General features: G+C 51.8%; 26 protein-coding genes and 2 tRNA genes. 7 read left to right on the top strand and 21 right to left on the bottom strand.

What is annotated here, in order from left to right:
- Positions 1–19: 19 nt before the first annotated feature.
- The 8 genes from E6Q52_RS01710 to E6Q52_RS01675 all read right to left on the bottom strand — a co-directional run bounded on the left by E6Q52_RS01710 (position 20) and on the right by E6Q52_RS01675 (position 7186).
- Entirely contained in the window at positions 20–268 is a 249-nt protein-coding gene (locus E6Q52_RS01710) for a hypothetical protein (RefSeq protein WP_292817739.1), read from the bottom strand.
- Positions 269–316: 48 nt separating this feature from the next.
- Complete coding sequence (lysM, locus tag E6Q52_RS01705) at positions 317–814, bottom strand: peptidoglycan-binding protein LysM (RefSeq protein ID WP_292817738.1); 498 nt, start codon at positions 812–814, stop codon at positions 317–319.
- Between the two features lie 93 nt (positions 815–907).
- Complete coding sequence (locus E6Q52_RS01700) at positions 908–1498, bottom strand: ABC-type transport auxiliary lipoprotein family protein (protein WP_292817736.1); 591 nt, start codon at positions 1496–1498, stop codon at positions 908–910.
- A gap of 12 nt (positions 1499–1510) precedes the next feature.
- Positions 1511–3184 (bottom strand): intermembrane transport protein PqiB, encoded by a 1674-nt coding sequence (gene pqiB / locus E6Q52_RS01695; protein ID WP_292817734.1) that lies wholly within the window; start codon positions 3182–3184, stop codon positions 1511–1513.
- The gene (locus tag E6Q52_RS01690) at positions 3177–4463 is read right to left on the bottom strand and encodes a paraquat-inducible protein A (RefSeq protein WP_292817732.1); all 1287 of its coding nucleotides are present in this window, start codon (positions 4461–4463) and stop codon (positions 3177–3179) included. The genes pqiB and E6Q52_RS01690 overlap by 8 nt, the downstream gene beginning before the upstream one ends.
- Positions 4464–4608: 145 nt before the next feature.
- Positions 4609–4743, bottom strand: a complete 135-nt coding sequence (locus tag E6Q52_RS01685; protein WP_292817730.1) for a DUF2474 domain-containing protein — start codon at positions 4741–4743, stop codon at positions 4609–4611.
- On the bottom strand, positions 4743–5744 hold the full coding sequence (cydB, locus tag E6Q52_RS01680) for a cytochrome d ubiquinol oxidase subunit II (RefSeq protein WP_292817728.1): 1002 nt from the start codon (positions 5742–5744) through the stop codon (positions 4743–4745). The genes E6Q52_RS01685 and cydB overlap by 1 nt, the downstream gene beginning before the upstream one ends.
- Positions 5745–5755: 11 nt before the next feature.
- The gene (locus tag E6Q52_RS01675; protein WP_292817726.1) at positions 5756–7186 is read right to left on the bottom strand and encodes a cytochrome ubiquinol oxidase subunit I; all 1431 of its coding nucleotides are present in this window, start codon (positions 7184–7186) and stop codon (positions 5756–5758) included.
- 294 nt (positions 7187–7480) lie between these two features.
- On the opposite strand from E6Q52_RS01675, the gene E6Q52_RS01670 reads away from it, so the two are divergent.
- Positions 7481–7783 carry a helix-turn-helix transcriptional regulator gene (locus tag E6Q52_RS01670; protein WP_292817724.1) on the top strand — a complete coding sequence of 101 codons (303 nt, stop codon included), beginning with the start codon at positions 7481–7483 and terminating at the stop codon, positions 7781–7783.
- Complete coding sequence (locus E6Q52_RS01665) at positions 7773–9014, top strand: type II toxin-antitoxin system HipA family toxin (RefSeq protein WP_292817723.1); 1242 nt, start codon at positions 7773–7775, stop codon at positions 9012–9014. Before E6Q52_RS01670 ends, E6Q52_RS01665 begins: the two co-directional genes overlap by 11 nt.
- 120 nt (positions 9015–9134) lie before the next feature.
- Here E6Q52_RS01665 and E6Q52_RS01660 read toward each other — a convergent pair.
- Positions 9135–9210 (bottom strand) — tRNA-Asn (locus E6Q52_RS01660).
- Positions 9211–9431: 221 nt separating this feature from the next.
- Here E6Q52_RS01660 and E6Q52_RS01655 point away from each other — a divergent pair.
- Entirely contained in the window at positions 9432–9971 is a 540-nt protein-coding gene (locus E6Q52_RS01655; RefSeq protein WP_292817721.1) for a hypothetical protein, read from the top strand.
- 63 nt (positions 9972–10034) lie between these two features.
- On the opposite strand, the gene E6Q52_RS01650 is transcribed toward E6Q52_RS01655, so the two are convergent.
- Both E6Q52_RS01650 and E6Q52_RS01645 read right to left on the bottom strand, forming a co-directional pair.
- A complete protein-coding gene (locus E6Q52_RS01650) occupies positions 10035–11246 on the bottom strand; it encodes a pyridoxal phosphate-dependent aminotransferase (RefSeq protein ID WP_292817719.1) in 1212 nt (403 codons plus the stop codon).
- Between the two features lie 140 nt (positions 11247–11386).
- On the bottom strand, positions 11387–12403 hold the full coding sequence (locus E6Q52_RS01645; protein WP_292817717.1) for a trypsin-like peptidase domain-containing protein: 1017 nt from the start codon (positions 12401–12403) through the stop codon (positions 11387–11389).
- Positions 12404–12562: 159 nt separating this feature from the next.
- Between E6Q52_RS01645 and uvrB the strand changes: the two genes are divergently transcribed.
- From uvrB to E6Q52_RS01625, 4 genes are read left to right on the top strand one after another with little or no spacing between them, the layout of a single operon-like run.
- A complete protein-coding gene (uvrB, locus tag E6Q52_RS01640) occupies positions 12563–14596 on the top strand; it encodes an excinuclease ABC subunit UvrB (RefSeq protein ID WP_292817715.1) in 2034 nt (677 codons plus the stop codon).
- Positions 14593–14859 carry a SemiSWEET transporter gene (locus E6Q52_RS01635; protein ID WP_292817713.1) on the top strand — a complete coding sequence of 89 codons (267 nt, stop codon included), beginning with the start codon at positions 14593–14595 and terminating at the stop codon, positions 14857–14859. Before uvrB ends, E6Q52_RS01635 begins: the two co-directional genes overlap by 4 nt.
- A 45-nt stretch (positions 14860–14904) precedes the next feature.
- Positions 14905–15774: a UTP--glucose-1-phosphate uridylyltransferase GalU gene (gene galU, locus E6Q52_RS01630; RefSeq protein WP_292817711.1), complete on the top strand. Its 870-nt coding sequence runs from the start codon at positions 14905–14907 to the stop codon at positions 15772–15774.
- 5 nt (positions 15775–15779) lie between these two features.
- Positions 15780–16331 (top strand): hypoxanthine-guanine phosphoribosyltransferase, encoded by a 552-nt coding sequence (locus tag E6Q52_RS01625; protein WP_292817709.1) that lies wholly within the window; start codon positions 15780–15782, stop codon positions 16329–16331.
- Positions 16332–16372: 41 nt separating this feature from the next.
- On the opposite strand, the gene E6Q52_RS01620 is transcribed toward E6Q52_RS01625, so the two are convergent.
- From E6Q52_RS01620 to guaB, 10 genes are all read right to left on the bottom strand, one after another.
- Positions 16373–16463: transfer RNA gene (locus E6Q52_RS01620), tRNA-Ser, on the bottom strand.
- Positions 16464–16621: 158 nt separating this feature from the next.
- On the bottom strand, positions 16622–18001 hold the full coding sequence (locus E6Q52_RS01615; protein ID WP_292817707.1) for an ATP-binding protein: 1380 nt from the start codon (positions 17999–18001) through the stop codon (positions 16622–16624).
- Between the two features lie 27 nt (positions 18002–18028).
- Positions 18029–18796, bottom strand: coding sequence for a response regulator transcription factor (locus tag E6Q52_RS01610; RefSeq protein ID WP_292817705.1), 768 nt, complete (start codon positions 18794–18796; stop codon positions 18029–18031).
- A 99-nt stretch (positions 18797–18895) separates the two neighbouring features.
- Positions 18896–19354, bottom strand: coding sequence for a Spy/CpxP family protein refolding chaperone (locus E6Q52_RS01605; RefSeq protein WP_292817703.1), 459 nt, complete (start codon positions 19352–19354; stop codon positions 18896–18898).
- A 129-nt stretch (positions 19355–19483) separates the two neighbouring features.
- Positions 19484–21079 carry an ABC-F family ATPase gene (locus E6Q52_RS01600; protein ID WP_292817701.1) on the bottom strand — a complete coding sequence of 532 codons (1596 nt, stop codon included), beginning with the start codon at positions 21077–21079 and terminating at the stop codon, positions 19484–19486.
- An 84-nt stretch (positions 21080–21163) separates the two neighbouring features.
- Complete coding sequence (locus E6Q52_RS01595) at positions 21164–21766, bottom strand: nitroreductase family protein (protein WP_292817699.1); 603 nt, start codon at positions 21764–21766, stop codon at positions 21164–21166.
- An 8-nt stretch (positions 21767–21774) separates the two neighbouring features.
- Positions 21775–22272, bottom strand: a complete 498-nt coding sequence (locus E6Q52_RS01590; protein WP_292817697.1) for a GreA/GreB family elongation factor — start codon at positions 22270–22272, stop codon at positions 21775–21777.
- Between the two features lie 17 nt (positions 22273–22289).
- Positions 22290–23309, bottom strand: a complete 1020-nt coding sequence (gene trpS / locus E6Q52_RS01585) for a tryptophan--tRNA ligase (RefSeq protein WP_292817695.1) — start codon at positions 23307–23309, stop codon at positions 22290–22292.
- 45 nt (positions 23310–23354) lie between these two features.
- The gene (guaA, locus tag E6Q52_RS01580) at positions 23355–24962 is read right to left on the bottom strand and encodes a glutamine-hydrolyzing GMP synthase (protein ID WP_292817693.1); all 1608 of its coding nucleotides are present in this window, start codon (positions 24960–24962) and stop codon (positions 23355–23357) included.
- 102 nt (positions 24963–25064) lie between these two features.
- Positions 25065–26525 carry an IMP dehydrogenase gene (gene guaB / locus E6Q52_RS01575; protein ID WP_292817691.1) on the bottom strand — a complete coding sequence of 487 codons (1461 nt, stop codon included), beginning with the start codon at positions 26523–26525 and terminating at the stop codon, positions 25065–25067.
- Between the last annotated feature and the right edge of the window lie 26 nt (positions 26526–26551).

Below are 26551 nucleotides of genomic sequence, written 5' to 3'. Positions count from 1 at the left end.
TTTGCCGGGCTAAAAACGCTTATTTTTCTTCAACAGCGGCTTTGGCAGCATCGGCGGTTTCTGCCGCTTGTTGTTCAGCGGCGGCGGCTGCTTCTTTGGCGGCTTTTACTGCATCTGCTGCGGCATCTTTGGCTTCACTGGCGGCGGCTTCCGCATGCTCTTGGGCGGATTCCACCGCTTGTTCGATTTGAGGTTCTTTGTCGCTGCAGGCAACCAGCAGGGTGCTGCTCAAGGCGGCGATGAGTAATAAACGAATCAATGATGACATAGTCGTGTCCTTTGTAAGATAAGTGTTGGTTATTGTTGTGAGTAATGCTTATTCTGGAATGCGCAATACCTGGCCTGGATAGATTTTGTCCGGGTGGTTAAGCATCGGGCGGTTTGCCTCGAAAATCTTCATATAGCTATTGGCATTGCCGTACATTTCTTTGGCAACCTTAGACAAGGTATCGCCTTTGACTACCGTATAAAACCTGGCTTCAGGCTCAGGGCTAGGCACATGCAGCTGGTCTTGCACAGCCTCAACGCCCGCCACATTGCCGCAGCAGAGCAGGATTTTTTCTTTGTTTTCTTGCGTATCGATATTGCCTTGCACGATGACCGTGCCGCTGGCGCCGTCAAATTTCACGTCGTAGCCAGTGGTGGGTAAATTGTTTTTGGCAATATAGTTTTGAATCGCCTGCGCGGCTGCGGCGTTGGCCGCATCGACGTTGACGGGTGTCGGTGCCTTGCTGGCGGCTTCTTGTGCTGCTTTGGCTTCACCGGTACCAAACAGTTTTTCACCAGCTTCTTTGATAAAAGAAAATAATCCCATCGCCTACTCCTGACTTGTTATTTTGTGAAAAGAAATTTCATCATAACAAATTGGCGGCGAGCCCACTACCTATTCAGCTTGAAAATGTGGGCACTATGGCAACGTTTGTAATTGGCTGGCAATTTGCTCGCTGAGCAGGTCGAGGTCTTGGCCCAAGGCACGCACCAGGGCTGGATAACCATTTTCTGCCAACGGCGTGCTGAACTTGAATGACTGGCCAGGGCCTGCAGTTTGCTGGGCGGTGATGAGTTGCCATTGGCCACTGAGCACTGCATAACCGCGCATTTGCCCATGAAACTGCTCTATGGTGAGGTGCAGGCTGTTGGCTGCAGGCAAGCCAGGTTGCGCATCAACGACGCGCGTATTGCCCAAGCGGCTGGCGAGGCGGGCACGCAGACCGCGCCTTAGCTCTTGCGACAGGTTATCCACCCACACATGATCACGCGCTGGCTGCATGGTAATGTCATCGGTCTGGATAACGATGCGGTCGGTATCCAGGTAATCGGCCACCTGCAATCGGCTCAATACCAGCGTACGTGTTGGCGTTGCAGTTGCTGGCGTCAGAGGGACTTCTGGCAGGCTGTAGCGTTCTGTCTTCACTGGCGGGTTGGATTTGAAACAGGCGCTCAGGCTGAGCCCGAGTAATATGGCCAGCCCAAATCGAAAAGGTGTTTTTTTGGTCATCCTTTAGGTTCCTTACGGCGCTGCCGGTGCCATGGGCAGCGGGTCGTTACCGGGTTTGCGGTCGAATAAAATGGCATTCGGCTGCTCGTTTAAAGTGCGCGCCAGTGGCTGGATATCACGCAAGGCTTTGTCCAGACGCTGCAAGGTTGTGGTCAACTCTTGATAAGCGGGCGCGTCTGGTGACAGACCTTTTAAGGTGGTACGCAGCGCTTGCATGGTCTGGTTAATATTGGCCGGCATCTGCTGCAATTCGGGCTGGCTGAGCAACTGATTCACCTGCTGGCTCAGGCCGCGGATTTCCTGCATGGTTTTCTCGGACTGCTGCAAGTTTTTATCCAGGCCAGATAACACCGGCTCCAATTTCAAGCCATTGAGTTTGTCCAATAGGTCAGACAGTTTTTGTTCAATCTGTGCCAGATTGGTAGCGCTGGTCGGCATCACTGGCAAGCCTTCAAACCGCTCGCGGTGGTAGGTTTGATGGGCACGCCCGTCCATATTGAGGTCAACAAATACCGAGCCTGTAATCAGGTTGCCCGATTTCAGGGTGGCATGCAGGCCCCCTTGCAGCATCTGGGCGACCCTGGTTTTCCATTCTTGCAGATCAGCGATGCCATTCTCTGCCAGGCGGCCGGGCTCAAGGTGAATCAACACCGGGATGGCATAACGGAAATCTTTTTTGCGTTCTGGCGAGTTAAATTTCCATGGTACGTTCATCACGGTGCCCACGCGCAAGCCGCGGAACTCGACCGGCGCGCCTTTGGATAAACCACGCACGGTATCATTCACCAGCAGCACGTATTCCAGGTATTGGTCGTAGGTTTGCTGACGCGCAGCTTCTTCATTGGCAAACAACTCAAACGTGGCTTCAGAGCGGACCGGATTGCCCATTGGCCTATCATCGGCATGACCAAAACTCACGCCCCCAGCAATCAGCGACTCGACGGTGGGAACGCTGGCTTTAAAGCCCTCGGCATCGAGTTTGACATCAATGCCGACCGAGGTCCAAAACCGCGTATTGTCGGTGACCAGTACATCGTAAGGGTGCTCAATAAATAACTCATGCTGCATTTGGCGTTGCTTGGGATCAAAGCTGGCGCTGACCACGCGGCCCACGCGCAGCCCCTGGTAAGTGACAGGATCGCCTACACGCAAGGAATTGCCGACTTTACCGATCAGGTTGACATGCACCCCTTTGGCACCATTGAGCGAAATTGGCGGCTGGTCGAGCACGGTAAACTGGTCAGTTTCTTCCAGGCTTTTGCCGGGTTGCAGCTGGATATAAGCCCCAGAAATCACCGTATTCAAGCCGCTGATGCCTTCCAGCCCAATCCGAGGTTTCACCACCCACAGTTGGGTGTCTTTCACCAGCATGGGTTGCGCCTTAGGGGTAATACGCGCCAGGACTTCAATATGGGTGAGGTCTTCGGACAAAGTGACTTGTTCGACCAGGCCAATATCGACACTATGTACTTTAATTTTTGTTTTACCGGCTTCTATGCCCTCCGCATTGGTGAGCGACAGCGTGATTTGCTTGCCAGCCTTGGTGTAGTTGTCGTAGATCAGCCATAGGCCAATCAGTAGGGCGACAACAGGGACGATCCAGATCGGCGACAGCCGGGCTTGTTTGCTGACTTTGGCCAGCAACTGGGTGTTTTCTTGCGTAGTGTCTTGATTATTCTCAGTCATGCGTATTTCCTTGCGTGTCCCAGAGTAGGCGCGGGTCAAACGCCATGGCAGCCAGCATGGTGGTGATCACCACGGCGCAGAATGCCAGTGCCGCCGGGCCCGGTAACACTGACATCAGATTGCCAGATTGTATCAGGGCCACCATGATGGCGACGACAAACACATCCACCATAGACCAGCGGCCAATGAGTTCGGTCAGGCGGTAAAGCCTGGTTTTTTGCTGCGCCGATAACGGGCCAGGATGCTGCGCCATGCAGGTGAGTAACACCAGTATCAGCATTTTAATAATCGGCACCAGCACGCTGGCGACAAAAATAACCACCGCAATGGGCTCAGAGCCATGTTGCCATAACTCCAGCATGCCGCCAATAATGGTAGAGGCATGGGTTTGCCCCAATGAGGTGGTAATCATCATCGGGTAAGCATTGGCCGGAATATAGAGCACTGCCGAAGTGATTAACAGCGCCCAGGTAAACTCCAGACTGTTGGGTTTACGCAGATGCAAACGGCTCCCGCAGCGGCTGCATGCATAGTGGGGCGGCGGGCTGCTGGTGCTGGCCGCTGCAGGAAGGGTGTTGATCAGGCCGCAGGTGGTGCAACCGGTGGCATGTTGCGCGGCGGCATTGATGCCACAATGAATGCTGGTGTCAGGCGACGGCTCACCGGCCAGTCGATACCATAACCAATCAATATCGACCGAGCGTGTGGTCATCAGTAGCAAGAGCGCAAACACACAATAGGCCCAAAACGAAGCCCCTAGCTGCACTTCACCAATTTCGGTGAGTTTGACCAGGCTGACCAGCGCCGCCACCATAAACACATCTGCCATCATCCATGGGTGCAAGCGCGAAAACAGGCGCGCAATCACGTCGCTGTATGTGCGCGGCACGCTGCGCAAGATATTCGCCTGCATCAAAATCACGCCAATCAGATATAAAGCCGGCAACAAAAAAGCCGTGCCACTGACAATCAATGCCACCAGTGGTTGATGCACATCGACCAGAGTGACGGCCGTTTGTGTCAGTGCAATCTGCGCGTCCAGGCCATTGGTATCCATGCTGATAAACGGGAAAGCAATAGCGATCAGCAGGGTAATGAGTGCGCTGCTGGCCAAGGCGATGCTGCGCTGCACCGGATGCAAATGGCGTCTGGCCAGGACATGCCCGCAGCGCGGACAACGGGCATGCTCCCCTGGCCGCAGCACTGGGATCGCGCTCACCATGTCGCAGGCACTGCAGGCACGTAATCGTCGCCATTTTGTGGGTTGCTGGGTTGTCATGCCGGTGGTCAAATGTAGATCGATGATCGCTGTCTGGATTGTCGGGGAGAGTCACGTGATGGTAAACGGATTGGATTTAAATCCGCAAGAAAATTCTGGCTGGCACTCTCGATACTCAGTGCGATGATGTTAAGCAAGGCGTGAATCAGGCATGCAGCCCCGCCATCTGCATAAGTGCCTTCAGGCATAGGCTGAGTGCCGCCAGGGCGACGATGCTGGCCAGCCAGATGCCGAAAAACCAGCCCAGGCGTTTAAGTGTATTTTTCTGCGCGGGTGACATCAATGATAAGCCTCACCTTTATGCACTTTGCCGCGAAACACATAATAGCCCCAGGCGGTGTAGGCCAGGATAATCGGGATAATGATCACGGCGCCAATCAGCGCAAATTGCTGGCTTTGCGGCGGCGCAGCGGCGACGTATATGCTCATTTGTGGCGGAATAATATTGGGCCAGATACTAATGCCCAAGCCTGCATAACCGAGTAATACCAAGCCCAGTGTATACAAAAACGGGCTGGTTTCTGCTTTGTTTTTAAGGGCGCGTTGCAGGTTGTAGAAACAAATAATCACCAGTAGCGGCACCGGTGACAGCCACAACAGATTGGGCATCGTAAACCAGCGCTCAGCAATTCGGCTATCCATCCATGGCGTCCACAAGCTGATCACGGTAATAATCAATAGCAATGCCACAGAAATGCGCTGTGACAAACGCATGCACACTGCTTGCAGCTCGCCTGTGGTTTTAAAAATCAGCCAGGTGCTGCCGAGCAGAGCATACGTGACCAACAAACCTAGCCCGGTAAAAATAGAGAACGGTGAGATCCAGTCCAGCGGCCCGCCTGCATAGGCTTGGTTCACCACGTGAATGCCTTGCAGATAGGCGCCCAGCGTCATGCCCTGAAAGAAAGTCGCCGCGATAGAGCCGCACAAAAAGGCTTTGTCCCAAAAGTGACGTTCCGCATCATGCGCCTTGAACCTGAACTCAAAGGCGACACCGCGAAAAATCAAGGCCATCAACATAAACAACAAGGGCAAGGAGAGGGCACTTAAAATCACCGAGTAAGCCAGCGGGAATGCTGCCAGCAAGCCTGCGCCGCCGAGCACCAGCCAGGTTTCATTGCCATCCCAGACTGGGGCAACGGTGTTCATCATCAAGTCGCGGTCATCTTTGTCTTTAAAAAACGGGTACAAAATGCCGATGCCGAGGTCAAAGCCATCCATGATGATGTACATCATGATGCCAAACAGGATGATGACGGCCCACACCAGTGATAAGTCCATTGCTTTATCCTTTATTGATCTTTAGTCGTTGGTGCCGATTTCGCGTCAGGATGAAACTCCGGCGCCAATGCAAAAGCATTGACCGCATCACGGTTGCCCGCAATGGCGTCGCCATGTAAGTTTTCCTCTGTGTGTGGCCCACTATGCACCAGCCGTAAGACATACAGCGTGCCGACGCCAAATACCGCCAGGTAAATAACCACAAATAAAGCCAGCGTTAAGCCGACTTCCGTGGCAGTGTGCGGCGTCACGGCATCTGCGGTGCGCAATACGCCATAAACTACCCAAGGTTGGCGGCCAATTTCAGTAGTAAACCAGCCCGCCAGAATGGCCACGATGCCGGCCGGACCCATGGCCGTGGCAAATGTGAGGAAAGGCTTGTGTTGGAATAGCTGTTTTTTATAACGCAACCAGACGGAGGTCACGGCCAACAAGATCATCAGCATGCCTAGCCCGACCATGATTCTAAAGGTCCAGAAAATAATCGTGGCATTGGGGCGGTCTTGTGGCGCAAACTCCTTCAATGCTGGAATCTGCTCGGTGAGCGAGTGGCGTAAAATCAAACTCCCTAATACCGGGATTTCTAGCGCAAAATGATTTTTTTCCTGCGCCATGTCCGGCCAGGCCATCAGTACCAAAGGCGTCGCTTCGTCACCTTTGTTCTCCCAGTGCGCCTCAATCGCGGCGATTTTGGCTGGCTGGTGTTTTAAGGTATTTAAACCATGCATATCGCCCACTATTACTTGTAATGGTGCCAGCAAAAATATCAGCCATAGCCCCATGGAAAGCATCTTGCGCACGCAGGCATTGTCTTTGCCACGTAGTAATTGCCAGGCACCTGAGGCGACCACAAATAACGCCGTTGCCAGGTAAGCGCCAATCACCATATGCACCAGTCGGTACGGAAACGACGGATTAAAGATGATTTTGAACCAATCGACCGGAATCACTTTGCCATTTATCAGCTCAAATCCCTGCGGGGTTTGCATCCAGCTGTTTGAGGCCAATATCCAAGTGGCCGAGACCAGCGTGCCGATAGCGACCATCAAGGTCGCCGTAAAGTGCAGGGTCGGCCCGACCTTGTTCCAGCCAAACAGCATCACGCCTAAAAAGCCAGCCTCGAGAAAAAATGCTGTGAGCACCTCATACGCCAGCAAGGGCCCGGTCACACTGCCCGCCACGCTAGAGAACCCAGACCAGTTGGTGCCGAATTGATAAGCCATGACCAGGCCAGAGACCACGCCCATGCCAAAACAGAGCGAAAATAGCTTGAGCCAAAAGTGATATAAGTCGAGATAAACCGTATTTTTGGTTTTTAACCAGCTCGCCTCCAGCACTGCGAGGTAACTGGCCAGGCCGATCGTGATCGCCGGAAACACAATATGAAAAGAAATCGTGAACCCAAACTGGATTCTTGCTAAGGTTAATGCCAACTCAGACATACATATCCTTTTACATCACTGGCAATATTCGCACGGGCGGGAATTCGCGTGCCTGCGCTCATTAAGTGGAAATCACTCGGCGAGAAATATTATCAGTATTGACTCATATTGCTGGCAATAAGTTTTACGGGCGAGCAAGCGATTCATTTGAATGATTCAAAGTACTGCCCAATCACGCTGCTTAAAAATGCATTGATTTCGTATAAAAACGCAATATAATGAACTTTAAGTTTATTAAGTATTAATTTATTGATGTCTAAAAAAACAAATTCACTAGCGAGTGCGAACCTAGATGTGCTAATTGCATTAGAAACGCTAGGTCTGCGCCTGCGTGCCAATCGCGTGGCTTTGGGCTGGACAGTGAAAGAGATGGCAAGCCGCTTGCTCTGTTCGCAGAACACTTACCGGGCGATTGAGGCTGGCAAACCTAGCGCGAGTGTGGGCATTATTGCCAATGCATTGTGGCTGTTTGGCCAATTAGACAGTCTGGAGGCTGTTGCGCCTGTCCCCGTGAATGCGAGTGCACATATTCGCGCCAGAAAAAAATCTGGCGTAACCGATGCCACAGTCATCTCAGAGGACGAGCGTGATTTCTAATCGCACCATTTATATCGGTCTGGCTGCCAGTTTCGATAGCGATGTCAGACCCGCGGCAATATTGAAACTTGCGCGCAGAGGCGTGATTGAGTCCAGCCAATTGGCTTATGGCACCCGATTTTTGGCCGCGTCTGATGCTTTTGCATTAAATCCGTTACATCTGCCGCTTAAAAATGAGGTCGTCAGCGTGGCCGAGCGTCGCGTGCGTGACGGCGGTGCGTTACCGCTGACGCTGGGTGATGCTTTGCCGGATGCCTGGGGCCGCAAAGTGCTCGAGTCGCAGCAGGGGCGCTCACTCGATGATATTGATGTGCTGCTGCTGACAAATGCTGACCGCGTTGGCGCCATGACTTTTGCCGAGACCTTACCGATCACACTACAAGCGGCGGACAATGAGCTCTTTTCGCTCGATGACATGGCGGAGGCAGTCAAGCGACTCGAAGTCGCTATGGAGATTCCCTTGCCCCTGCGTCGGCTGCTTAATAAAGGGGGCAGTCTGGGTGGGGCCAGGCCCAAAGCAGATTTCGTCCATGACCATAAAAGATGGATAGCAAAATTTCCGGCAAGCAGCGATGACCACGATGTGGAGTTGCTTGAGGCCGCGGTGCTGGCACTGGCCGCACGCTGTGGCATAGACGTGCCGCCACATAAGCTGGAGCGGATACATCGCGGGCATGCTTTGTTAGTGCAACGTTTTGACCGCACTGGCAACGTGGATGCTGAAACTCGCATCCATTACCTCTCAGCCTCTGCATTGCTGGATGTGCCATATCGCTCGAATGACGGTAGCTATATTGAATTCGCGCAAGTGATCAGGCAGATTTCGGCCAACCCCGAGCACGATTTAAATCAGCTCTACCGCAGAATGGTTTTCAACCTCATCATCGACAATACGGATGATCACGTCAAAAATCATGGCATGCTGCATGTCAAAGGCAATCAATATCAACTGTCCCCCGCGTTTGATATGGTGATGCAACTGAGCAATGTCCATTACCAGGCCCTGGCTATTTTTCCTGGCAACAATCTTGCCAAGCTTAGTTTAGCCATGCGTGCGGCACCACACTTCGGTATTAATGAGCCGGCTGCCAAAGCCATCATAGACGACATTGAAGAGAAAGCACGTCTACAGTTATTGCCGATAGTAGAAAAGTTGGGCGGTGGTGATGTGTTGATGAAAAGAGTGCAGCAGTGCCTGGATAGACAGCTGGCATTTATTCGAGAAGCGTAAGTAGGGTGCGCGTGCACAAACCGTCAGTCATACAGGTGGCACAGATATGATGTTCTTGCGAGACATCATGAGCGACCAATAAAGCAAAAAGCCTCGCATTTCTGCAAGGCCTTTTTTATTTGGCTCCTCAACCTGGGCTCGAACCAGGGACCTACGGATTAACAGTCCGGCGCTCTACCGACTGAGCTATTGAGGAATCGGTACGTCGTTTGAAGGCGCTATATTACTGAGACCACGCCCCTTGGTCAACCACTTTTTGCGAAATATTTTATATTTTTTGTGGTTGACAAATCGGTATGCAGAAATGGCTTGCCAGCGCCTCGCTTTAAGCAAATTTTTGTAATATTGGCGACTTAAAGCCTTGACAGCCGAGGCTTTGTCAGGGTGTTGACTTATAATGTTGGTCAGGAGAATATGATGCGAACCATGGTTGGGAAAATTGCAAGTGTAGATGGCGTGGCTGAGGTGATTGATGCCCGCGGCCAGCATCATCAGCTGGCAGCCGGAGACTGGTTGCGTGAGGGTGACCGCTTGGTGACCAGTCACGGTGCAGCGGTGACCGTTGAAACCACTGTGGGTGGCATGGTGCAGGTGAGTGAGTCGCAGACGATTACGTTAAGCGCGCAGCTGGGTGCCGACTTTGTGGCTAATAGCAGTGATGACGCGGTGAATCCTTGGTTGTTGCAGCAAGTGCTGTCTGCGATTCAGTCTAAAGATGATGTGCTGGATTTGTCTACGTTACTAGAGACGATGCCAGAAAGTGCCAGCTTTAGCGCCTTTGCGGCAGAGGCCCCGGTTGCGCTGCACATTGAGGATTTGATTCAGGATCATGCGTCTGCAACTGTGCAATCTGCCAGCCTGCCGGTGAGCGAGGTGGTTGATCTGATGGCAAGCACGGGTCTGCCTAGCGACGTGGCCTTGCAGCAAAACTTGCTGAAAGATTTTATTAAAGATTAATGCTTTGAATATTCAAATAAAAAAGCGCCCTTGGGCGCTTTTTTTATGACTTACCGTTACTGCTTAGCTCAACGCTTTTTCAATGCGATCGAGTGCTTCGCGCAGGTTTTCCATGCTGGTGGCAAACGAGATGCGGAAGTAGCCTTCTGCGCCAAAGGCTGAGCCTGGGACGACGGCGACATTGTGTTGTTCCAGCAGGTATTCAGCCAGGGCCATGTCTGTGGCAGCGTTGATTTTGCCTGCCTGGTGCAGGCTGGCAATTGCCTGACGCGCATCTGGGAAGGCGTAGAACGCCCCGCCTGCCATTAAACAGCTGAGGCCTGGTATTGCGTTAAAGCGGTCAACCACATATTTGTGACGTTCGCGGAACGCAGCGACCATTGGCTTGATACAGTCTTGTGAGCCGCTCAGCGCTGCTTCGGCCGCATATTGCGAAATCGAGGCCGGGTTGCTGGTGGACTGGCTTTGCAGGATTTCCATCGCTTTGATGATGTAAGCTGGGCCTGCCGCATAACCAATCCGCCAGCCAGTCATGGAATACGCTTTTGAAACACCATTCAACACAATGCAGCGGTCTTTCAGGTCTGGTGCTGCATTGAGGATGTTATGGAATTTGTCGCCCGTCAGGTTGACGTGCTCATACATATCATCGGTGGCAATTAATACGTGTGGATGTTTGAGCAACACTTCACCCAAGGCTTTTAACTCGTCCAGCGTATACACAGCGCCGGTTGGGTTAGAAGGCGAGTTGAACATCACCAGTTTGGTGTTGGCGTTAATCGCGGCTTCGAGTTGCGCGGGCAGCAATTTAAAGCCTTGCTCAATGCCGCACTCAATAATCACCGGTTTGGCTTCGGCTACCATGGCAATGTCGGCATAGCTGACCCAGTAAGGCGCAGGCACAATCACTTCATCGCCGGGGTTTAACACGGCCAGGCACAGGTTGAAAATGGTTTGCTTGCCACCGACGCCGACAATCACTTCGTTTAAGGCGTAGTCAAAGCCGTTTTCGTTTTTAAACTTGTTAACAATGGCTTTTTTCAGCGAGGGAATACCGCTGACTGGTGTGTATTTAGTATAACCAGCGTCAATCGCGGCTTTGGCAGCATCTTTAATATGCTGTGGCGTATCAAAGTCTGGTTCACCTGCAGCCAAGCCAATAATCGGGCGACCTTCGGATTTATACTTGGCAGCTTTGGCAGTAATAGCCAAAGTTGGGGATTCTTTAATGGATAACACACGTGCAGACAGCACGATGGCGGCAGCTTGGCTCAAGATTGCTTCCTTGTAGGTCGACGATGCGTAAACAGACCGCGCATGGCGGACTGCAAAAAATTGAAAAACGCAATATTTTACGCAAAAAACCAAGGCTGTGGAAGCGGCAGCGCCTGGTTTTTTCTAAAATAATCAACCCGTTATTTTTGGCAGTGTTTGTCGCAAGTGAGGTAAGCCTGATAAGCAGAGGCGAGCAAAGGATCAATTTTTTGTAATTGCGTCTCAATTTTTTGCACGGTTTGCTGATCGCCGAGTTGTTGAGCAGCTTCGCCACGCCGGAACCAGGCTTCTATAAATTCCGGGTCCAGGCTCACCGCTTGATCCAGTGCGCTGGCAGCAGCATCAAATTGTTTTAATGAGAGCTGTGCCAGGCCCAGACTAAACCAGGCATCGGCGCTGGTCGGCTCTTGTTGTGTCCACAGACTGCTCACTTTTTGCAGGGCGGGCCAGTCTTGGCGTGACTCGGGCACCGCGGCACGCATATAAAAAGGCTTTTTGTCTTCATCCTCTTCCCAGAGTGCTTTGCCGTGCACTGGAAACTCAGTGCTGGCTGGCATTTTGGCCAGTGTTTCCAGCCACTCTACAGGTAGCGCAAAGTGGATACTGCCGCCGTTGCCTGCGGTTTTAAAGGTATTGATGCCAACCAATCGGCCGTCCATATCAAACAGGCCGCTGCCGCTGGCACCCATGAGAAACTTGGCGCTGCTGCGTATCATATTGCCTGGTTGTGTTGGGTAAAGCCCCTGAATTTCGCCCACTGAGGTAATGGGTGCTGGCACACCATTAGAGTGGCCGATAGCAGTGATTTCCTGACCGCGCGCGAGGCTGAGACTGCTGCCGCGCAGCACCGGTTTAAACGGCATATTGTGGGTGGTGATCAAACAGAGGTCGTGCCAGGCATCGGCACGCACTTCGGTGATTGGGTAACTATCCTCGCCGCGCGACACCCAGGGTTGCTTGGTGGCGCGTAACACATGGCAGTTGGTGACGACGCTGTTATCTGCGACGACCACGCCAGAGCCGTACGCCATGCCCCCGTCCATATTGTAGCCACGGATCATGACGACACCAAAATAGGCCTCCATCAGTGCCTGCTGGTTATAAGCGTTGGCAACGGATGTGCTGAGTAGCATGCATGCTAAAAACAAGTGTTTCACGTGATCTCCCGAGAGGCTATTTTGGCGTTTGTAAAATGACTGATTCTTGCGATAAAAGTTCAGACGGCAAACATCCGCGAAAATTGTAAATCCTGCGCTTGTGACTACAAAAAACAGTTAAAATATTATTTATACCATTCTTGTTTCCAGATTGTTCTTGTGATCGTCACTTTTCCGGGCAGCAAATACGAATTACACCAGCCGTTTCCACCTGCTGGCGATCAGCCTCAGGCGATTGAAAAACTGACGCAAGGCATTGAGGATGGCTTGAAATTTCAAACCTTGCTCGGTGTGACCGGCTCGGGCAAAACCTACACCATGGCCAATGTGATTGCCCGTACCGGCAAACCGGCCATCGTGATGGCGCCTAACAAAACGCTGGCCGCGCAGCTGTATAGCGAATTCAGGGAGTTTTTTCCTAACAACGCGGTCGAGTATTTTGTCAGTTATTACGACTATTACCAGCCCGAAGCCTACGTGCCTTCGCGTGATTTGTTTATTGAAAAAGATTCCAGTATTAATGAACACATCGAACAGATGCGCTTGTCGGCCACGAAAGCGATTCTGGAGCGTGAAGATACGGTGATTGTGGCGACGGTGTCCGCCATTTACGGTATTGGTGATCCCGGTGAATACCATGGCATGGTACTGCATATTCATCAGGGTAAAAAAGTCGCGCAAAAAGACATTGTGACGCAGTTGATTAACATGCAGTACGACCGCAACGATTTTGATTTCAGCCGCGGTTGCTTCAGGGTGCGTGGCGATATTATCGATGTGTTTCCGTCAGAAAACAGCGAAACCGCCGTGCGTATCAGTCTGTTTGATGACGAAATCGATAGCATCCAGTTGTTTGATCCGCTCACTGGGCAGGTCTTTAATAAAATCCATAACTTCCGTATTTTTCCTTCCAGTCATTATGTGACGGCGCGTGAGGCGACCGTGCAGGCGATGGAAACTATTAAAGAAGAGTTGCGTCAGCGCGTGAGTTTTTTCTTGAGCGAAAACAAACTGGTTGAGGCGCAACGTATAGAGCAACGCACGCGGTTTGACCTCGAAATGCTCAACGAGATTGGTTTTTGTAAAGGCATTGAAAACTACAGCCGCCATTTAACCCGGCGCAATCCGGGTGACCCGCCGCCAACCCTGATTGATTATTTGCCTGAGCAGGCGTTGATGATTATTGATGAAAGCCACGTCACCGTGCCGCAAGTCGGCGGCATGTATCTGGGTGACCGCTCGCGTAAATCCAACCTGGTGGATTATGGCTGGCGTTTGCCTTCGGCTATGGATAACCGGCCGCTTAAGTTTGAAGAGTTTGAGCGCATTATGCGCCAGTGCGTGTTCGTGTCGGCGACCCCTTCTGAGTACGAAAAAAATCACCAACAGCAAGTGGTCGAAATGATCGCGCGCCCAACTGGCTTGGTGGACCCTGAAATCACGGTCAAACCGGCGGATACGCAAGTGGATGATTTGCTCGGCGAGATTAAATTGCGCGTGGCTGTGGGTGAGCGCGTGTTGGCTACCACGCTGACCAAACGCATGGCCGAGGATTTGACCGATTATTTAAGCGAGCATGGCGTCAAAGTGCGCTATCTGCACAGTGATATTGATACAGTCGAGCGCGTGGAGATTATCCGCGACTTGCGCCTGGGTGAGTTTGATGTGCTGGTGGGGATTAACCTGTTGCGCGAGGGCCTGGATATTCCTGAGGTATCGCTGGTCGCCGTACTCGATGCTGACAAAGAAGGTTTTTTACGCTCTGAGCGCTCATTGATTCAAACTGCGGGCCGCGCGGCGCGTAACCTCAACGGCAAAGTGATTTTTTACGGCAACAAGATTACACGCAGCATGAAGCTGGCGATGGATGAAGCCGACCGCAGACGCACCATCCAATTGGCCTTTAATGCCGAGCATGGCATTACGCCTAAGGGCGTGACCAAACGCATCAAGGATATTATTGATGGCGTGTATGACAAAGACGAAGCCCAGCGTGAACGTAAAGCCGCACAAGAGCAAGCCAGCTATGAAAGCATGAGCGAAAAAACCTTGACTAAAGAGCTCAAGCGGATCGAAAAAGCCATGCACGACGCGGCCAAAAACCTGGAATTTGAAAAAGCAGCGCAGTACCGTGACCAGTTGAAAAAGCTCAAGTTGCAGACGTTTGGTGCCGAAGTAGAAGATTTAAAATGATGACGCTAACCACCTGTATTGGCTCAATAGCGGCGGTGTGTACTACGCTAGCATTTGTCCCTCAAGTGCTAAAATCATGGCGCACCCGAGACTTAAGCGGTATTTCATTGCCCATGTATACCATTTTTACAGTGGGCGTGTTGCTGTGGCTGGTTTATGGCATCCTGATTCAGGATTGGCCGGTGATTGTTGCGAATGCGATCACGGCACTGCTGGCGAGTGCCGTGCTGTTATTAAAATTAAAATCCATACTCAATATTTAGATCATTTTTGATTATTTTTATTATTATTTTTACTAGGATACGACCATGAAAAAAATTACAAAAGCAGTGTTTCCAGTGGCAGGGCTAGGCACCCGTTTCTTGCCAGCGACTAAAGCCAGCCCCAAAGAGATGCTGCCTGTGGTGGATAAACCGCTGATTCAATATGCGGCAGAAGAGGCGATTGCCGCCGGTGCCACTGAGCTGATTTTTATCACCGGCCGTAACAAACGCTCGATTGCCGACCATTTTGACAAAGCTTATGAGCTAGAAGCTGAGCTCGAAGCCGCGGGCAAACAAAAACTGCTCGACATCGTGCACAGCATTTTGCCAAAAGGCGTCAGTTGCGTATTTATCCGCCAGTCACAGGCATTAGGTCTGGGCCATGCGGTGTTATGTGCTAAGCCCGTCGTCGGTAACGAGCCATTTGCCGTGTTGCTGGCGGACGATTTGCTGGTAGGCGATGTGTCTATTACTAAACAAATGGTCGATATGTATGCCGAACAACAATGCTCGATTTTAGGCATTGAAACCGTGGCGCCGGAAGAAACCAGCAGCTATGGGGTGGTAGATGCTGTTGCCCTCACAGAAGACTTGTTGGAAGTAAAAGGCATGGTAGAAAAACCAAAACCAGAAGAAGCGCCTTCTAATCTGGCTGTGGTTGGCCGCTATGTATTAAGCCCACGCATTTTTGATTGTCTGGAGCATGTAAAACCAGGCAAGGGTGGCGAGATTCAGCTGACGGACGGCATTTCTGCGTTGATGGCCCACGAGAAAGTCATGGCTTATCGCTACAAAGGCAAACGCTACGACTGCGGTAGCAAACTCGGCTTTATGCAGGCTAACGTTGAGCTGGGCTTAAAACATCCAGAAATTGCCGACAGCTTTAGAAGCTACTTGAAGACCTTAGACATCTAAGTCGTATGTCTGCAGCCGCGACACAGCCGCCAGATTTATGGATTGCTCACTCGGAGGTGGTATTTACCGCCGCCGAGGTCAGCCTTGCGATTGATCGCATGGCTGATCAATTACATTACCACTTATCCGACAAGCAGTCAGTGGTGCTGTTATGTGTGATGCGCGGCGGTTTATACTTGTCCGGGCAGTTAATGAGTCGCCTGGCGATACCAGCCCGACTGGATTACCTGCAAGCCAACCGTTATCACGGCACGGCCGGCCAAGAGATTGTCTGGAGCAAACAGCCAGAGCTGGATCTGGCCGGGCAAACGGTGGTGGTGCTAGACGATATTCTGGATGAAGGGATCACACTGGCCGCGGTGGTTGAATATTGCCAGCAGGCCGGGGCAAGCCGTGTCATCACCGCCGTGCTCACTGAAAAAGACAATGGTCTGCAAAAACCGCTACAGGCGGATGTGGTGGGGTTAACCGTGCCTAACCGCTATGTGTTTGGCTGCGGCATGGATGTGTACGGCTGGTGGCGTAATCTGCCAGAGATTCGCGCCTTGCAATCCTGAGCTATTAAAAGCTACACCCTCAAGTCATATTGCCAAAATACTGGCGGAGAAGGAGGGATTCGAACCCTCGATACGCTTGCGCGTATGCCTGATTTCGAGTCAGGTACATTCAACCAGCTCTGCCACTTCTCCGTTTTTTAAATCCATCGCTGACAAAATAGGCACATAAGGCGTGCGGATTATTTTGCCCAGCCTAGATAGCTTAAACCACAAGCAGGACATTAGTTTACACCGCGGCGCTTGGGCTGTTCAACAAAAACCATGGCCGGGCGCGGCTGTGACAAACCCGATTATTGCAGTGGCAACGTGATATTAATGACGAGGCCAGAGGCCGGTCGCGGTTTGTTGTTAATCGACAGTTTTCCGCCATGTTTTTCGACGATCATGCGGGCGATAGCTAAGCCCAGCCCGGTGCCGCCTGTTTGCCGAGAGCGCGAGTCTTCCAGCCTGCGGAAAGGCTCAAGCACGTTATTTAACTCCTGTGGTGGAATACCCGGGCCATCGTCGGAGATGATAAAAATGACCTGCTTGCCTTCGGTATGGAGTGACAAAGCAGGCGTTTGCGCGTAAGCCACCGCGTTATTGAGCAGATTGGTCAGGCATCGTGTGAGTAGGTGTGCTGAACCCAGGATTGTGATCGACTCTGGGGGCAAGCTGGTATTCATCGCGTGACCAGCATCTTCAAAATCATCGCAGACGGCGGTGGCCAGTGCGGTGAGGTCTACTTTGCTTTTGTGGATGTTTTCACCGCACAGGCGGGCAAAGTCCAGCCCTTCGCGTACCATTTCCTGTGTGGCGGTGAGATCTTTGATCAAGCCTTGTTTTAGGTCTTGGTCTTTGACTTTTTCCAGGCGTAAACGCAAGCGCGTGAGCGGTGTTTGCAGGTCGTGTGCAATGGCGCCCAGAATAAAACCGCGCTCCTGAATATGCTTGAGGATACTGCGCTGCATTTCGTTGAAGGCTTTGGCCGCATGGCGCACTTCGGTAGAGCCTTCGTTTTCTGGCAAAGGAGCATGTTCAATGTTATGTGCCAGCTGCAAAGCGGCATTTGCCAGCTTGCGCAAGGGTTGGGTAGCCACAGAGGCGACCGCCCAAATGATGCTGATTAATCCTAGTAGAGCCAACACGATGGCGAGCGGATTACGCTCGTGTGGTGGCCCGGCCGGTGGGCGGCGGCCTCCGTAGTGCAGTTCAATTAAAATCGGTGTGTTGTCTTCTAAATGTGTATAGACCGCCAGGCATTGGCCATGCGGATGTGGTGGCGGTGCGCCAAACCCGGGCGGCGGTAATGGCGGGCGACGCGGTGCGCAATGGCTAGCTTTGGATAAGCTGATCAAGTCTGCGATCTCTGGCACCAGCAAGTTATTGAGATTGGCGAGCTCTGCCGGTATTAGCGGCGCATTTTGTGGCGGCTCTACACCCACGGTGACGTGGCTGCCCATGCGTTTAAACACATCCTGAATCTCAGAGCGTTTTTCAGGGACGGTGGCTTCGAGAATACGGATCATGCTCTCGATGCGGTCGAATGCAAACTGATCGCGCAGGCGCGTTTCATTCTCGCGTGAGTCGCGTTGACCCAACATGCTTACCACGGTTGCGGTGAGCAAAATGCCAATGACGGTAATCAGGAAAATACGGACCGACATGGTGCCCAACAATTTCTTTATCATCGCTGTGGTGTCTTTATCGTGGCGGGTTTATTTAAGATAACGGACATCTGCTGTCAGCAGGTAGCCTTCATTACGCAGCGTTTTAATCATCGACGGACTCTTAGTATCCACTTCAAGTTTCTGTCTTAATCTACTGATTTGTAAATCTATTGACCTGTCAAATGGGCCTGCTTCGCGGCCATGCATTTCTTCCATTAATTGGTCACGACTCAAGGTGCGGTTGGCGTTTAGCAACATAAAACGCAAAAACTTGAACTCGGCATTAGAGAGTGGAATACTAGTATTGCTTTGGTCAATCAAGGTGCGGTTATGGATATCCAGCTTCCATTCATTAAACTCAATGAAACGCAAAATGCCACTATCGGCAGACTCTTCATGAGGGGATTTGCCAGGATTTTCTACATGCATGCGTGCGCGACGGATCACACTACGGATACGCGATAACAGCTCCAGTGGTTCAAATGGTTTCGCCACATAATCATCGGCGCCGGTTTCCAGCCCCATAATGGTGTCCAGCGAGCTGGTACGCGCGGTGAGCATGATAATTGGCAGCAATCGATATTTGGGCGACTCACGCAACTCACGGCACAGCTCAATGCCGCTCCGTTGCGGCATGTTGATATCGAGAATAATCACATCTGGCACCTGTTGCTGTAATGCTTGCCACATTTGCGCGTGATTGGCTGCCTGATGTGTGATCAGTTGATTATCTTGCAGAAAATCACACAGCAGATCACGAATCGCATCATCGTCATCTACTACCAGTACATGTGTCTCGGGATGGCCGTCATTCATAAACAAGGTCTCAGGCTTTACAATGTGAATATTGGAGCACAAAAACCGGCCATTGTGGCCGGTTTGCTGCACTAAACCAGGATGGTTTTACGCACGGTACTATTTTTCATGGCGGGGGCCACCATGATGTGGACCCTCATGCTGCGGAAACGCATTCTCATCAAAAGCTTTCTTTTGCGCATCGTTGAGTTGCGCATAAAAACTACGTACGGCCTTGGCACGTTCAGCCTGGCGTGTATCACGTTCTTTGTCCCAGGCTTCCATTTTATCCAGGCGTTGCAGTGTGTTGAGTTTACTTAACTCAGCCATATCCGGATGCTCAGCTTTGTCTTGAGGCTTGATTTGTGCCTGATAGTTTTTCCAGGCGTTTTCCTGGGTGCTGCTCAGTTGCAAAATAGTGTGCAATCTTTCTTGATGCTTTTCAAAGTGCTCAAGACGATGTTCTTGCCAGTTGGCTTTATCAAATTTAGCTTTGTCGCAACCATGGCCGGGTTCTGCAAAGGCGGTGCCGCACACCACAACTAGAAGACTTGCGAATGCCAGTTTGTTCAGTTTCATGATGGTTCCTTTAATCATCATTGCGAAATTGCAATGTTGACATTAAAACACCCGAATGTATCGGGTGTTTGTCTGATCATGCGAGCTGTGTAACGGAATGTATCACTTGAAAACGGTGATAGCAGGGCATTAGGCAATGCCTTGGCTGGCCAGGTAATCCTCATAGTTACCAGTAAAGTCGACAATACCATCGGCTTTAATTTCAATAATACGCGTGGCAATCGAGCTGACGAATTCACGGTCATGGCTGACAAAAAATAAGGTCCCTTTGTATTTATCCAGCGCAGTGTTCAGCGCTTCAATCGATTCCATATCCATGTGGTTGGTCGGCTCATCCATCAATAACACATTGGTTTTTGCCAGCATCAGCTTGCCATACAGCATGCGGCCTTTTTCACCCCCGGAGAGTACTTTGACGGATTTTCTGGTCGCTTCGGTTGGGAACAGCAAACGGCCGAGCATGCTACGCACAGTATTGTCGTCATCACCTTGCTGACGCTGCGCAGTCATCCATTCAAACAGGTCTTCGCCTTTTTCGAATTCGTATTCATGGTCTTGCGCGAAATATCCCAGTTTGGCTTTTTCTGCCCATTTAACTTCACCATGTTTAGGCGTCAAATCACCGGCCAGACAACGCAAGAACGTGGTTTTACCAATGCCGTTTTCACCAATAATGGCAACTTTTTCACCGGCTTCAAACATCAGTTCTACGTCATTAAACAAGGTTTTGTCAAAGCCGTGGCTGAGTTTTTTCAGTTCTACTGCGTTGCGGTGCAGTTTTTCTCTGTCGTCAAACTCAAAGCGGATAAATGGATATTGGCGGCTGGAAGGCTTGAATTCTTCGACCTTGATTTTATCAATCTGCTTGGCACGGCTGGTGGCCTGCTTGGCTTTAGACGCGTTAGCCGAGAAGCGGCGCACAAAGTCCTGTAAATCTGCAATTTGCTGCTTGGCCTTGGCGTTGTCTTTGGCTTGTTGATTACGCGCTGCAATGCTGGCTTCCATGTAATCATCATAGTTGCCCGGGTAGGAGGTAATCTTGCCGTAATCCATATCGCAGGTATGCGTACACACCTGGTTCAAAAAGTGGCGGTCATGCGAAATGATCACCATGGTGCAATCACGATTGTTGACCACATCTTCCAGCCAACGAATGGTGTTGATGTCCAGGTTGTTGGTTGGTTCATCGAGCAGTAGCACATCAGGGTTGGCAAACAAGGCTTGTACCAATAACACGCGCAGTTTCCAGCCTGGTGCCACGGCACTCATCGGGCCAGTATGTTGCTCCAGCGGAATACCCACACCTAACAGCAACTCACCGGCACGTGCCTCAGCGGTATAACCGTCATATTCGGCAAACACGCCTTCCAGCTCAGCGGCACGCATGTAGTCGTCTTCGGTCGCCTCGAGGTTGGCGTAAATCGCATCACGCTCCTGCATGGCTTTCCACATTTGTTCGTGGCCCATCATGACCACGTCCAGCACGCGCTGGTCTTCGTAAGCAAACTGGTCCTGTTTCAAAAACGCCATGCGTTCGTTCGGGTCCAGGCTTACGTTGCCGCTGGTAGGTTCCAGCACGCCAGCCAGAATTTTCATAAAGGTAGATTTACCACACCCATTTGCGCCAATCAGGCCATAACGGTTACCGTCGCCAAATTTGACCGAGACATTTTCAAACAGTGGCTTGGAGCCAAACTGCATGGTGATATTGTTTGCTATTAACATGTAAAACCTTCAAAAGTTTAGCCGCTGATCAAGGCGGATGCACGCAGATAAAATTATTTTTGCAGGCAACTGGCCTGCATTTTTTTAAAAAGTGTTGTAGATGACGACTTCATCCATCGTCAACTGGCCGCCACGTGGTTTGGCTTCTTCCAGTGCTTTACCTACCACTACAAACATCACCGGCACATGATCGGCAGGCAGGTTGATCAACTTGGCCACGGCGTCAAAATCGAAACCGTCCATGGGGCAGGTGTCGTAGCCCATTTCTTTGGCCGCCAGCATCAGCGTCATGGCTGCCATGCCGCCTGAGCGCATGCCTTCATCGCGCTGCGCTTGTGCGTGGTCGGTGTAATAGTCGTGAATCGCTTTCACCAGGTAGTCACTGACTGGCTGTGGTGCATTGGCCCAGTAGCGCGCCGGGTCTTTTTCCCAAGCTTTCAAATCTGCGGTGAGTACAATCAGTAACGAGGCGTCGGTCACCTGGGCCTGGTTCCAGCTCACCGCGCGGATTTGATGGCGTAACACTGGATCTGTCACCGCCACAAAGCGCCAGTGCTGAATATTGAAAGCTGTCGGCGACAGCATGGCCAGCGAAAACAGTTGCTGGATTTCAGCCTCTGTCATGCGATGGGTGGGATCATAGGCTTTGATCGAGCGGCGTTCCTGTATGGCTTGTGATACGTTCATGATGGGTATTAATACTCAATAGTTAAAATATCCAGCTGCAAAGGGCCAGCCGGGCGCTGCCAGACGGTACTATCACCAGCCTTGCGGCCGAGCAGGGCTTTCGCCACCGGTGACACATAACTGACTTTTTGTTGCGCAATATCTGCTTCATCTTCGCCAACAATCTGAAACACGGATTGTTGGCCAGTTTCGTCCTCTACCTGCACTTTGGCGCCAAACAGCACGGTGTGTCGCGGTTGCTGCGCCGGGTCTACCAATTGCGCAGATTCTAGCTTGGCGACAAAATAACGCAGGTCACGGTCAATTTCGGCCAGTTTTTGCTGCGCACTTGGGTCTTCTTTACGCACAATGTACTGGCTGCGTGCGCTTTCGAGTGTTTTGACGGTTTGCTGTAGTTGTTGCAAACCATCTGGTGTCACGTAGTTCGCATGCTGACTCAGCGGGCGTTCCGGTAAGTCAGTCCCGGCCAGCTCCAGATCATCTTCTTTTACAAAACCACGACTCATGCTCAGTGTTTAAACGCTTAAAAGTAGGTCAAGCCCAACGCCGCGCGCACTTCACTCATGGTGTTGGCAGCGACTTCACGCGCTTGTTCAGTGCCTTCACGCAGCAATTGCAAAATATAACCTTTGTCATTGGCCAGTTCAGCACGCCGCGTGCGAATCGGCTCCAGCATTTCCTGCAATACGGCTTCCAGGCGTTTCTTAACGATGCTGTCCGCCAGGCCGCCGCGCATGTAATGCGCTTTCAGTTCGGCCACTGCGGCTTTGTCGGTGTCAAACGCATCCAGGTAGGTAAAAGCAATATTGCCTTCTACATGGCCCGGGTCTTCAATTTTCAAGTGCAGCGGGTCGGTATATACACGTTTCACTGCCTTGGTGACTTCGTCTGCCGTCGCGCCGAGGTTGATCACGTTGCCTAATGATTTACTCATTTTGGCTTTACCATCAATGCCGGGTAAACGGCCCAGTTCTGGCACCAGCGCTTTGGTTTCAACCAGGATTTCCTGCTTGGTGCTGGCATGTTTATAGGTACGGTTAAAGCGGCGCACGATCTCGTTGGTTTGCTCAATCATCGGGATCTGGTCTTCGCCCACCGGCACCAGTGTCGCTTTAAACGCGGTAATATCCGCCGCCTGGCTGACAGGGTAGGTGAGGAAACCCGCCGGGATATCGCGCTCAAAATCACGCAGGCGAATCTCTTCTTTCACTGTCGGGTTACGCTCCAGGCGCGCCACGGTCACCAGGTTCAGGTAATAAAACGCCAGCTCAGTCAACTCAGGCACTTGTGACTGGATAAAAATGGTCGACAGTTTAGGGTCTATGCCCACGGCCAGGTAGTCCAGTGCCACTTCCACCACATTGCGATGCACTTTATCAATATCATCCATATTGTCGGTCAGCGCTTGTGCGTCGGCCAGCATCACATATTGCTTGTATTCATGCTGGTATTTGACGCGGTTACGCAAACTGCCGACAAAATGCCCCAGATGTAACGGGCCGGTTGGGCGATCGCCAGTGAGGATAATGGATTGAGTACTCATCGTTTTTCTCTAATTAGGGTGAGGTCAGGGCTAAAAAAATGAAAGTTATTCCCACTCGATAGTGGCAGGCGGTTTACCGGAAATGTCATACACCACGCGGTTGATGCCGCGCACTTCGTTAATAATCCGATTGGACACTTTGCCAAGCAGGCTGTAGGGCAATTCTGCCCAATGTGCAGTCATAAAGTCGCTGGTCACTACCGCACGCAAGGCGACCACGTAGTCATAAGTACGGCCGTCCCCCATCACGCCCACCGACTTCACCGGCAAGAATACGGTAAACGCCTGGCTGGTGAGGTCGTACCAGGTTTTGCCGGTGGCAGCATCGACGGTGTTGCGCAATTCTTCGATAAAGATTGCATCGGCACGTTGCAGCAATAAGGCAAACTCACTTTTGACTTCACCCAAAATGCGCACGCCCAGACCAGGGCCCGGGAACGGGTGACGATAGACCATGTCGCGCGGCAAACCTAGCGCGACACCTAGCTCGCGCACTTCGTCTTTAAACAGGTCACGTAATGGCTCCAGCAGTTTGAGGCCTAATTGCTCAGGCAAGCCGCCGACGTTATGGTGGCTCTTGATGGTCACTGCTTTTTTAGACTTGGCACCGCCGGATTCAATCACATCCGGATAAATCGTGCCTTGCGCCAGGAAGGTGGCCCCTTTGTGGCCTGCGCCGCTGGCTTTGAGTTTGGCCGCTTCGGCTTTAAACACTTCAACAAACTCGGCACCAATGATTTTACGTTTAGCTTCCGGGTCACTGACGCCCGCCAGTTTACCCATGAATTGTTCTGTGGCATCGACGCGGATGACTTTCGCATGCAGGCGACCGGCGAACATCTCCATCACCATGTCGCCTTCGTTCAGGCGTAACAAGCCGTGGTCTACAAATACACAGGTCAGCTGATCGCCAATCGCACGGTGAATCAGTGCTGCGGCGACAGACGAGTCTACACCACCGGATAAGCCTAAAATGACTTCTTCATCGCCGACCTGGGCTTTGATTTTTGCCACGGCCTCAGTGATATAGTCGCCCATGATCCAGTCTGGTTTGGCCGCACAAATGTCGAGTACAAAGCGCTCCAGCATGGCCTGGCCTTGTTTGGTATGCGTGACTTCAGGGTGAAACTGTACCGCGTAGAAACGGCGGTCTTCATCGGCCATGGCGGCAATCGGCGTGGTGTCGTTGCTGGCAATGACTTTAAAGCCTACTGGCAGCTCGGTGACTTTGTCACCGTGGCTCATCCAGACATCAATCAGGCCGTGGCCTTCAGCATTGGTCGCGTCCTGAATGTCGCGGAACAACGCAGAGTGGCCGCGTGCGCGCACTTGTGCATAGCCAAACTCACGCTTGCTGCCTGCCTCAACCTTGCCGCCCAGTTGTTGCGCCATGGTTTGCATGCCGTAGCAAATACCCATGACTGGTACGCCCAGTTCAAACACGGCTTGCGGCGCCTTGTCGGTTTCCTCTTCATAGACGCTGGCATGGCTGCCGCTAAGAATAATGCCGTCGGCGCCAAAGTTTTTGACAAACTCTTCAGAGACATCACAAGGATGAATTTCGCAATACACATGCGCTTCGCGCACGCGACGGGCAATGAGTTGGGTCACTTGTGAACCGAAATCTAGAATAAGGATTTTTGAATGAGACATTTTTTTAGCCACAGAGTGCACAGAGGACACAGCGTCTAAGAGAAACTACTCTCCGTGACATCTGTGTCCTCTATGGCTTGGTTTAATAATAGTCAGTGAGACTTAATCTACGCGGTAGTTAGGCGCTTCTTTCGTAATCTGTACATCATGTACGTGCGATTCACGCATACCGGCACTGGTGATTTGTACAAACTCGGCTTTGTTGCGCATGTCTTCAACCGTTGCACAACCGACATAACCCATGGAGGCACGCAGGCCGCCCATTAACTGATGCACCACGGCAAACACGCTGCCTTTGTAAGGCACGCGGCCTTCAATGCCTTCTGGCACCAATTTGTCAGCGTTAGCGGTGTTGTCTTGGAAGTAACGGTCAGACGAACCTTTTTGCATGGCGCCGATAGAACCCATGCCGCGGTAAGATTTGTATGAACGGCCCTGGAACAACTCAACTTCGCCTGGCGCTTCTTCAGTACCGGCAAACATGCCACCTAGCATCACGCTGTAGGCACCGGCGGCAATCGCTTTAGAAATGTCGCCCGAGAAACGGATACCGCCGTCTGCAATAAACGGCACGCCGGATTTTTCCAGTGCTTTAGCCACATTGCTGATGGCCGTAATTTGCGGCACACCCACGCCAGCCACGATACGAGTGGTACAGATAGAGCCTGGGCCAATGCCGACTTTCACGCAGTCAGCGCCGTGGTCTACCAAGGCCAGCGCAGCTTCAGCGGTGGCAATGTTGCCGCCAATCACTTGCAGCTTTGGATATTTGGTTTTAGCCCATTGCACGCGATCCAGCACGCCTTGCGAATGGCCATGGGCGGTGTCAACTACGATGGCGTCAACGCCCGCTTCAACCAGCGCGTCGATACGCTCATCAGTGCCTTCGCCCACGCCCACCGCTGCGGCGACGCGCAAACGGCCTTTTTCATCTTTACAGGCCAAGGGGTGGTCGTGCGATTTTTGAATATCTTTAACGGTGATCAAGCCTTTGAGCTCGTAGTTTTGGCCCACGACCAGCAGGCGCTCCAGGCGGTGCTTGTGCAGCAGGCCCATGATTTCTTCACGGCTGGCGCCTTCTGGCACTGTCACTAAACGGTCTTGCGGCGTCATGACATTGCTGACCGCCTGATCAAGGTTAGTTTCAAAGCGCAGGTCACGATTGGTGACAATGCCAACCACTTTGCCATCTTGCAATACTGGCAGGCCGGAGATTTTTTGTTGTTTGGTGATGTCCATCACTTCGCGCACACTCATGGCGGGGTGGATGGTAACCGGGTCAATGACAACGCCTGATTCAAACCGTTTGACGCGGGAGACGCGCGACGCCTGCATCTCAATCGTCATGTTCTTGTGAATGATGCCCATGCCGCCCAATTGCGCCAACGCAATCGCCATGCGCGCTTCAGTGACGGTATCCATCGCGGCAGATAACAGGGGGATATTTAAAGTGATGCTTTTGGTCAGCTTGGTACTGAGGTTGACCTCGCGAGGCATGACATTCGAATGGGCTGGAACGAGTAAAACGTCATCAAAGGTCAGGGCTTGTTGCAACAAACGCATGTGAATTCCTTATCTCCAAAATATAA

It is taken from the genome of Methylophilus sp. (assembly GCF_008015755.1).
Taxonomy (GTDB): Bacteria; Pseudomonadota; Gammaproteobacteria; order Burkholderiales; family Methylophilaceae; genus Methylophilus.
This window is presented reverse-complemented; position numbering and strand designations above follow the sequence as displayed.

Coding starts and splice junctions, on each gene's coding strand:
- E6Q52_RS01710 (WP_292817739.1), bottom strand. CDS start 268: ATGTCATCATTGATTCGTTTATTACTCATCGCCGCCTTGAGCAGCACC.
- lysM (WP_292817738.1), bottom strand. CDS start 814: ATGGGATTATTTTCTTTTATCAAAGAAGCTGGTGAAAAACTGTTTGGT.
- E6Q52_RS01700 (WP_292817736.1), bottom strand. CDS start 1,498: ATGACCAAAAAAACACCTTTTCGATTTGGGCTGGCCATATTACTCGGG.
- pqiB (WP_292817734.1), bottom strand. CDS start 3,184: ATGACTGAGAATAATCAAGACACTACGCAAGAAAACACCCAGTTGCTG.
- E6Q52_RS01690 (WP_292817732.1), bottom strand. CDS start 4,463: ATGACAACCCAGCAACCCACAAAATGGCGACGATTACGTGCCTGCAGT.
- E6Q52_RS01685 (WP_292817730.1), bottom strand. CDS start 4,743: ATGTCACCCGCGCAGAAAAATACACTTAAACGCCTGGGCTGGTTTTTC.
- cydB (WP_292817728.1), bottom strand. CDS start 5,744: ATGGACTTATCACTGGTGTGGGCCGTCATCATCCTGTTTGGCATCATG.
- E6Q52_RS01675 (WP_292817726.1), bottom strand. CDS start 7,186: ATGTCTGAGTTGGCATTAACCTTAGCAAGAATCCAGTTTGGGTTCACG.
- E6Q52_RS01655 (WP_292817721.1), top strand. CDS start 9,432: ATGCGAACCATGGTTGGGAAAATTGCAAGTGTAGATGGCGTGGCTGAG.
- E6Q52_RS01635 (WP_292817713.1), top strand. CDS start 14,593: ATGATGACGCTAACCACCTGTATTGGCTCAATAGCGGCGGTGTGTACT.
- galU (WP_292817711.1), top strand. CDS start 14,905: ATGAAAAAAATTACAAAAGCAGTGTTTCCAGTGGCAGGGCTAGGCACC.
- E6Q52_RS01625 (WP_292817709.1), top strand. CDS start 15,780: ATGTCTGCAGCCGCGACACAGCCGCCAGATTTATGGATTGCTCACTCG.
- E6Q52_RS01615 (WP_292817707.1), bottom strand. CDS start 18,001: ATGATAAAGAAATTGTTGGGCACCATGTCGGTCCGTATTTTCCTGATT.
- E6Q52_RS01610 (WP_292817705.1), bottom strand. CDS start 18,796: ATGAATGACGGCCATCCCGAGACACATGTACTGGTAGTAGATGACGAT.
- E6Q52_RS01605 (WP_292817703.1), bottom strand. CDS start 19,354: ATGAAACTGAACAAACTGGCATTCGCAAGTCTTCTAGTTGTGGTGTGC.
- E6Q52_RS01600 (WP_292817701.1), bottom strand. CDS start 21,079: ATGTTAATAGCAAACAATATCACCATGCAGTTTGGCTCCAAGCCACTG.
- E6Q52_RS01595 (WP_292817699.1), bottom strand. CDS start 21,766: ATGAACGTATCACAAGCCATACAGGAACGCCGCTCGATCAAAGCCTAT.
- E6Q52_RS01590 (WP_292817697.1), bottom strand. CDS start 22,272: ATGAGTCGTGGTTTTGTAAAAGAAGATGATCTGGAGCTGGCCGGGACT.
- trpS (WP_292817695.1), bottom strand. CDS start 23,309: ATGAGTACTCAATCCATTATCCTCACTGGCGATCGCCCAACCGGCCCG.
- guaA (WP_292817693.1), bottom strand. CDS start 24,962: ATGTCTCATTCAAAAATCCTTATTCTAGATTTCGGTTCACAAGTGACC.
- guaB (WP_292817691.1), bottom strand. CDS start 26,525: ATGCGTTTGTTGCAACAAGCCCTGACCTTTGATGACGTTTTACTCGTT.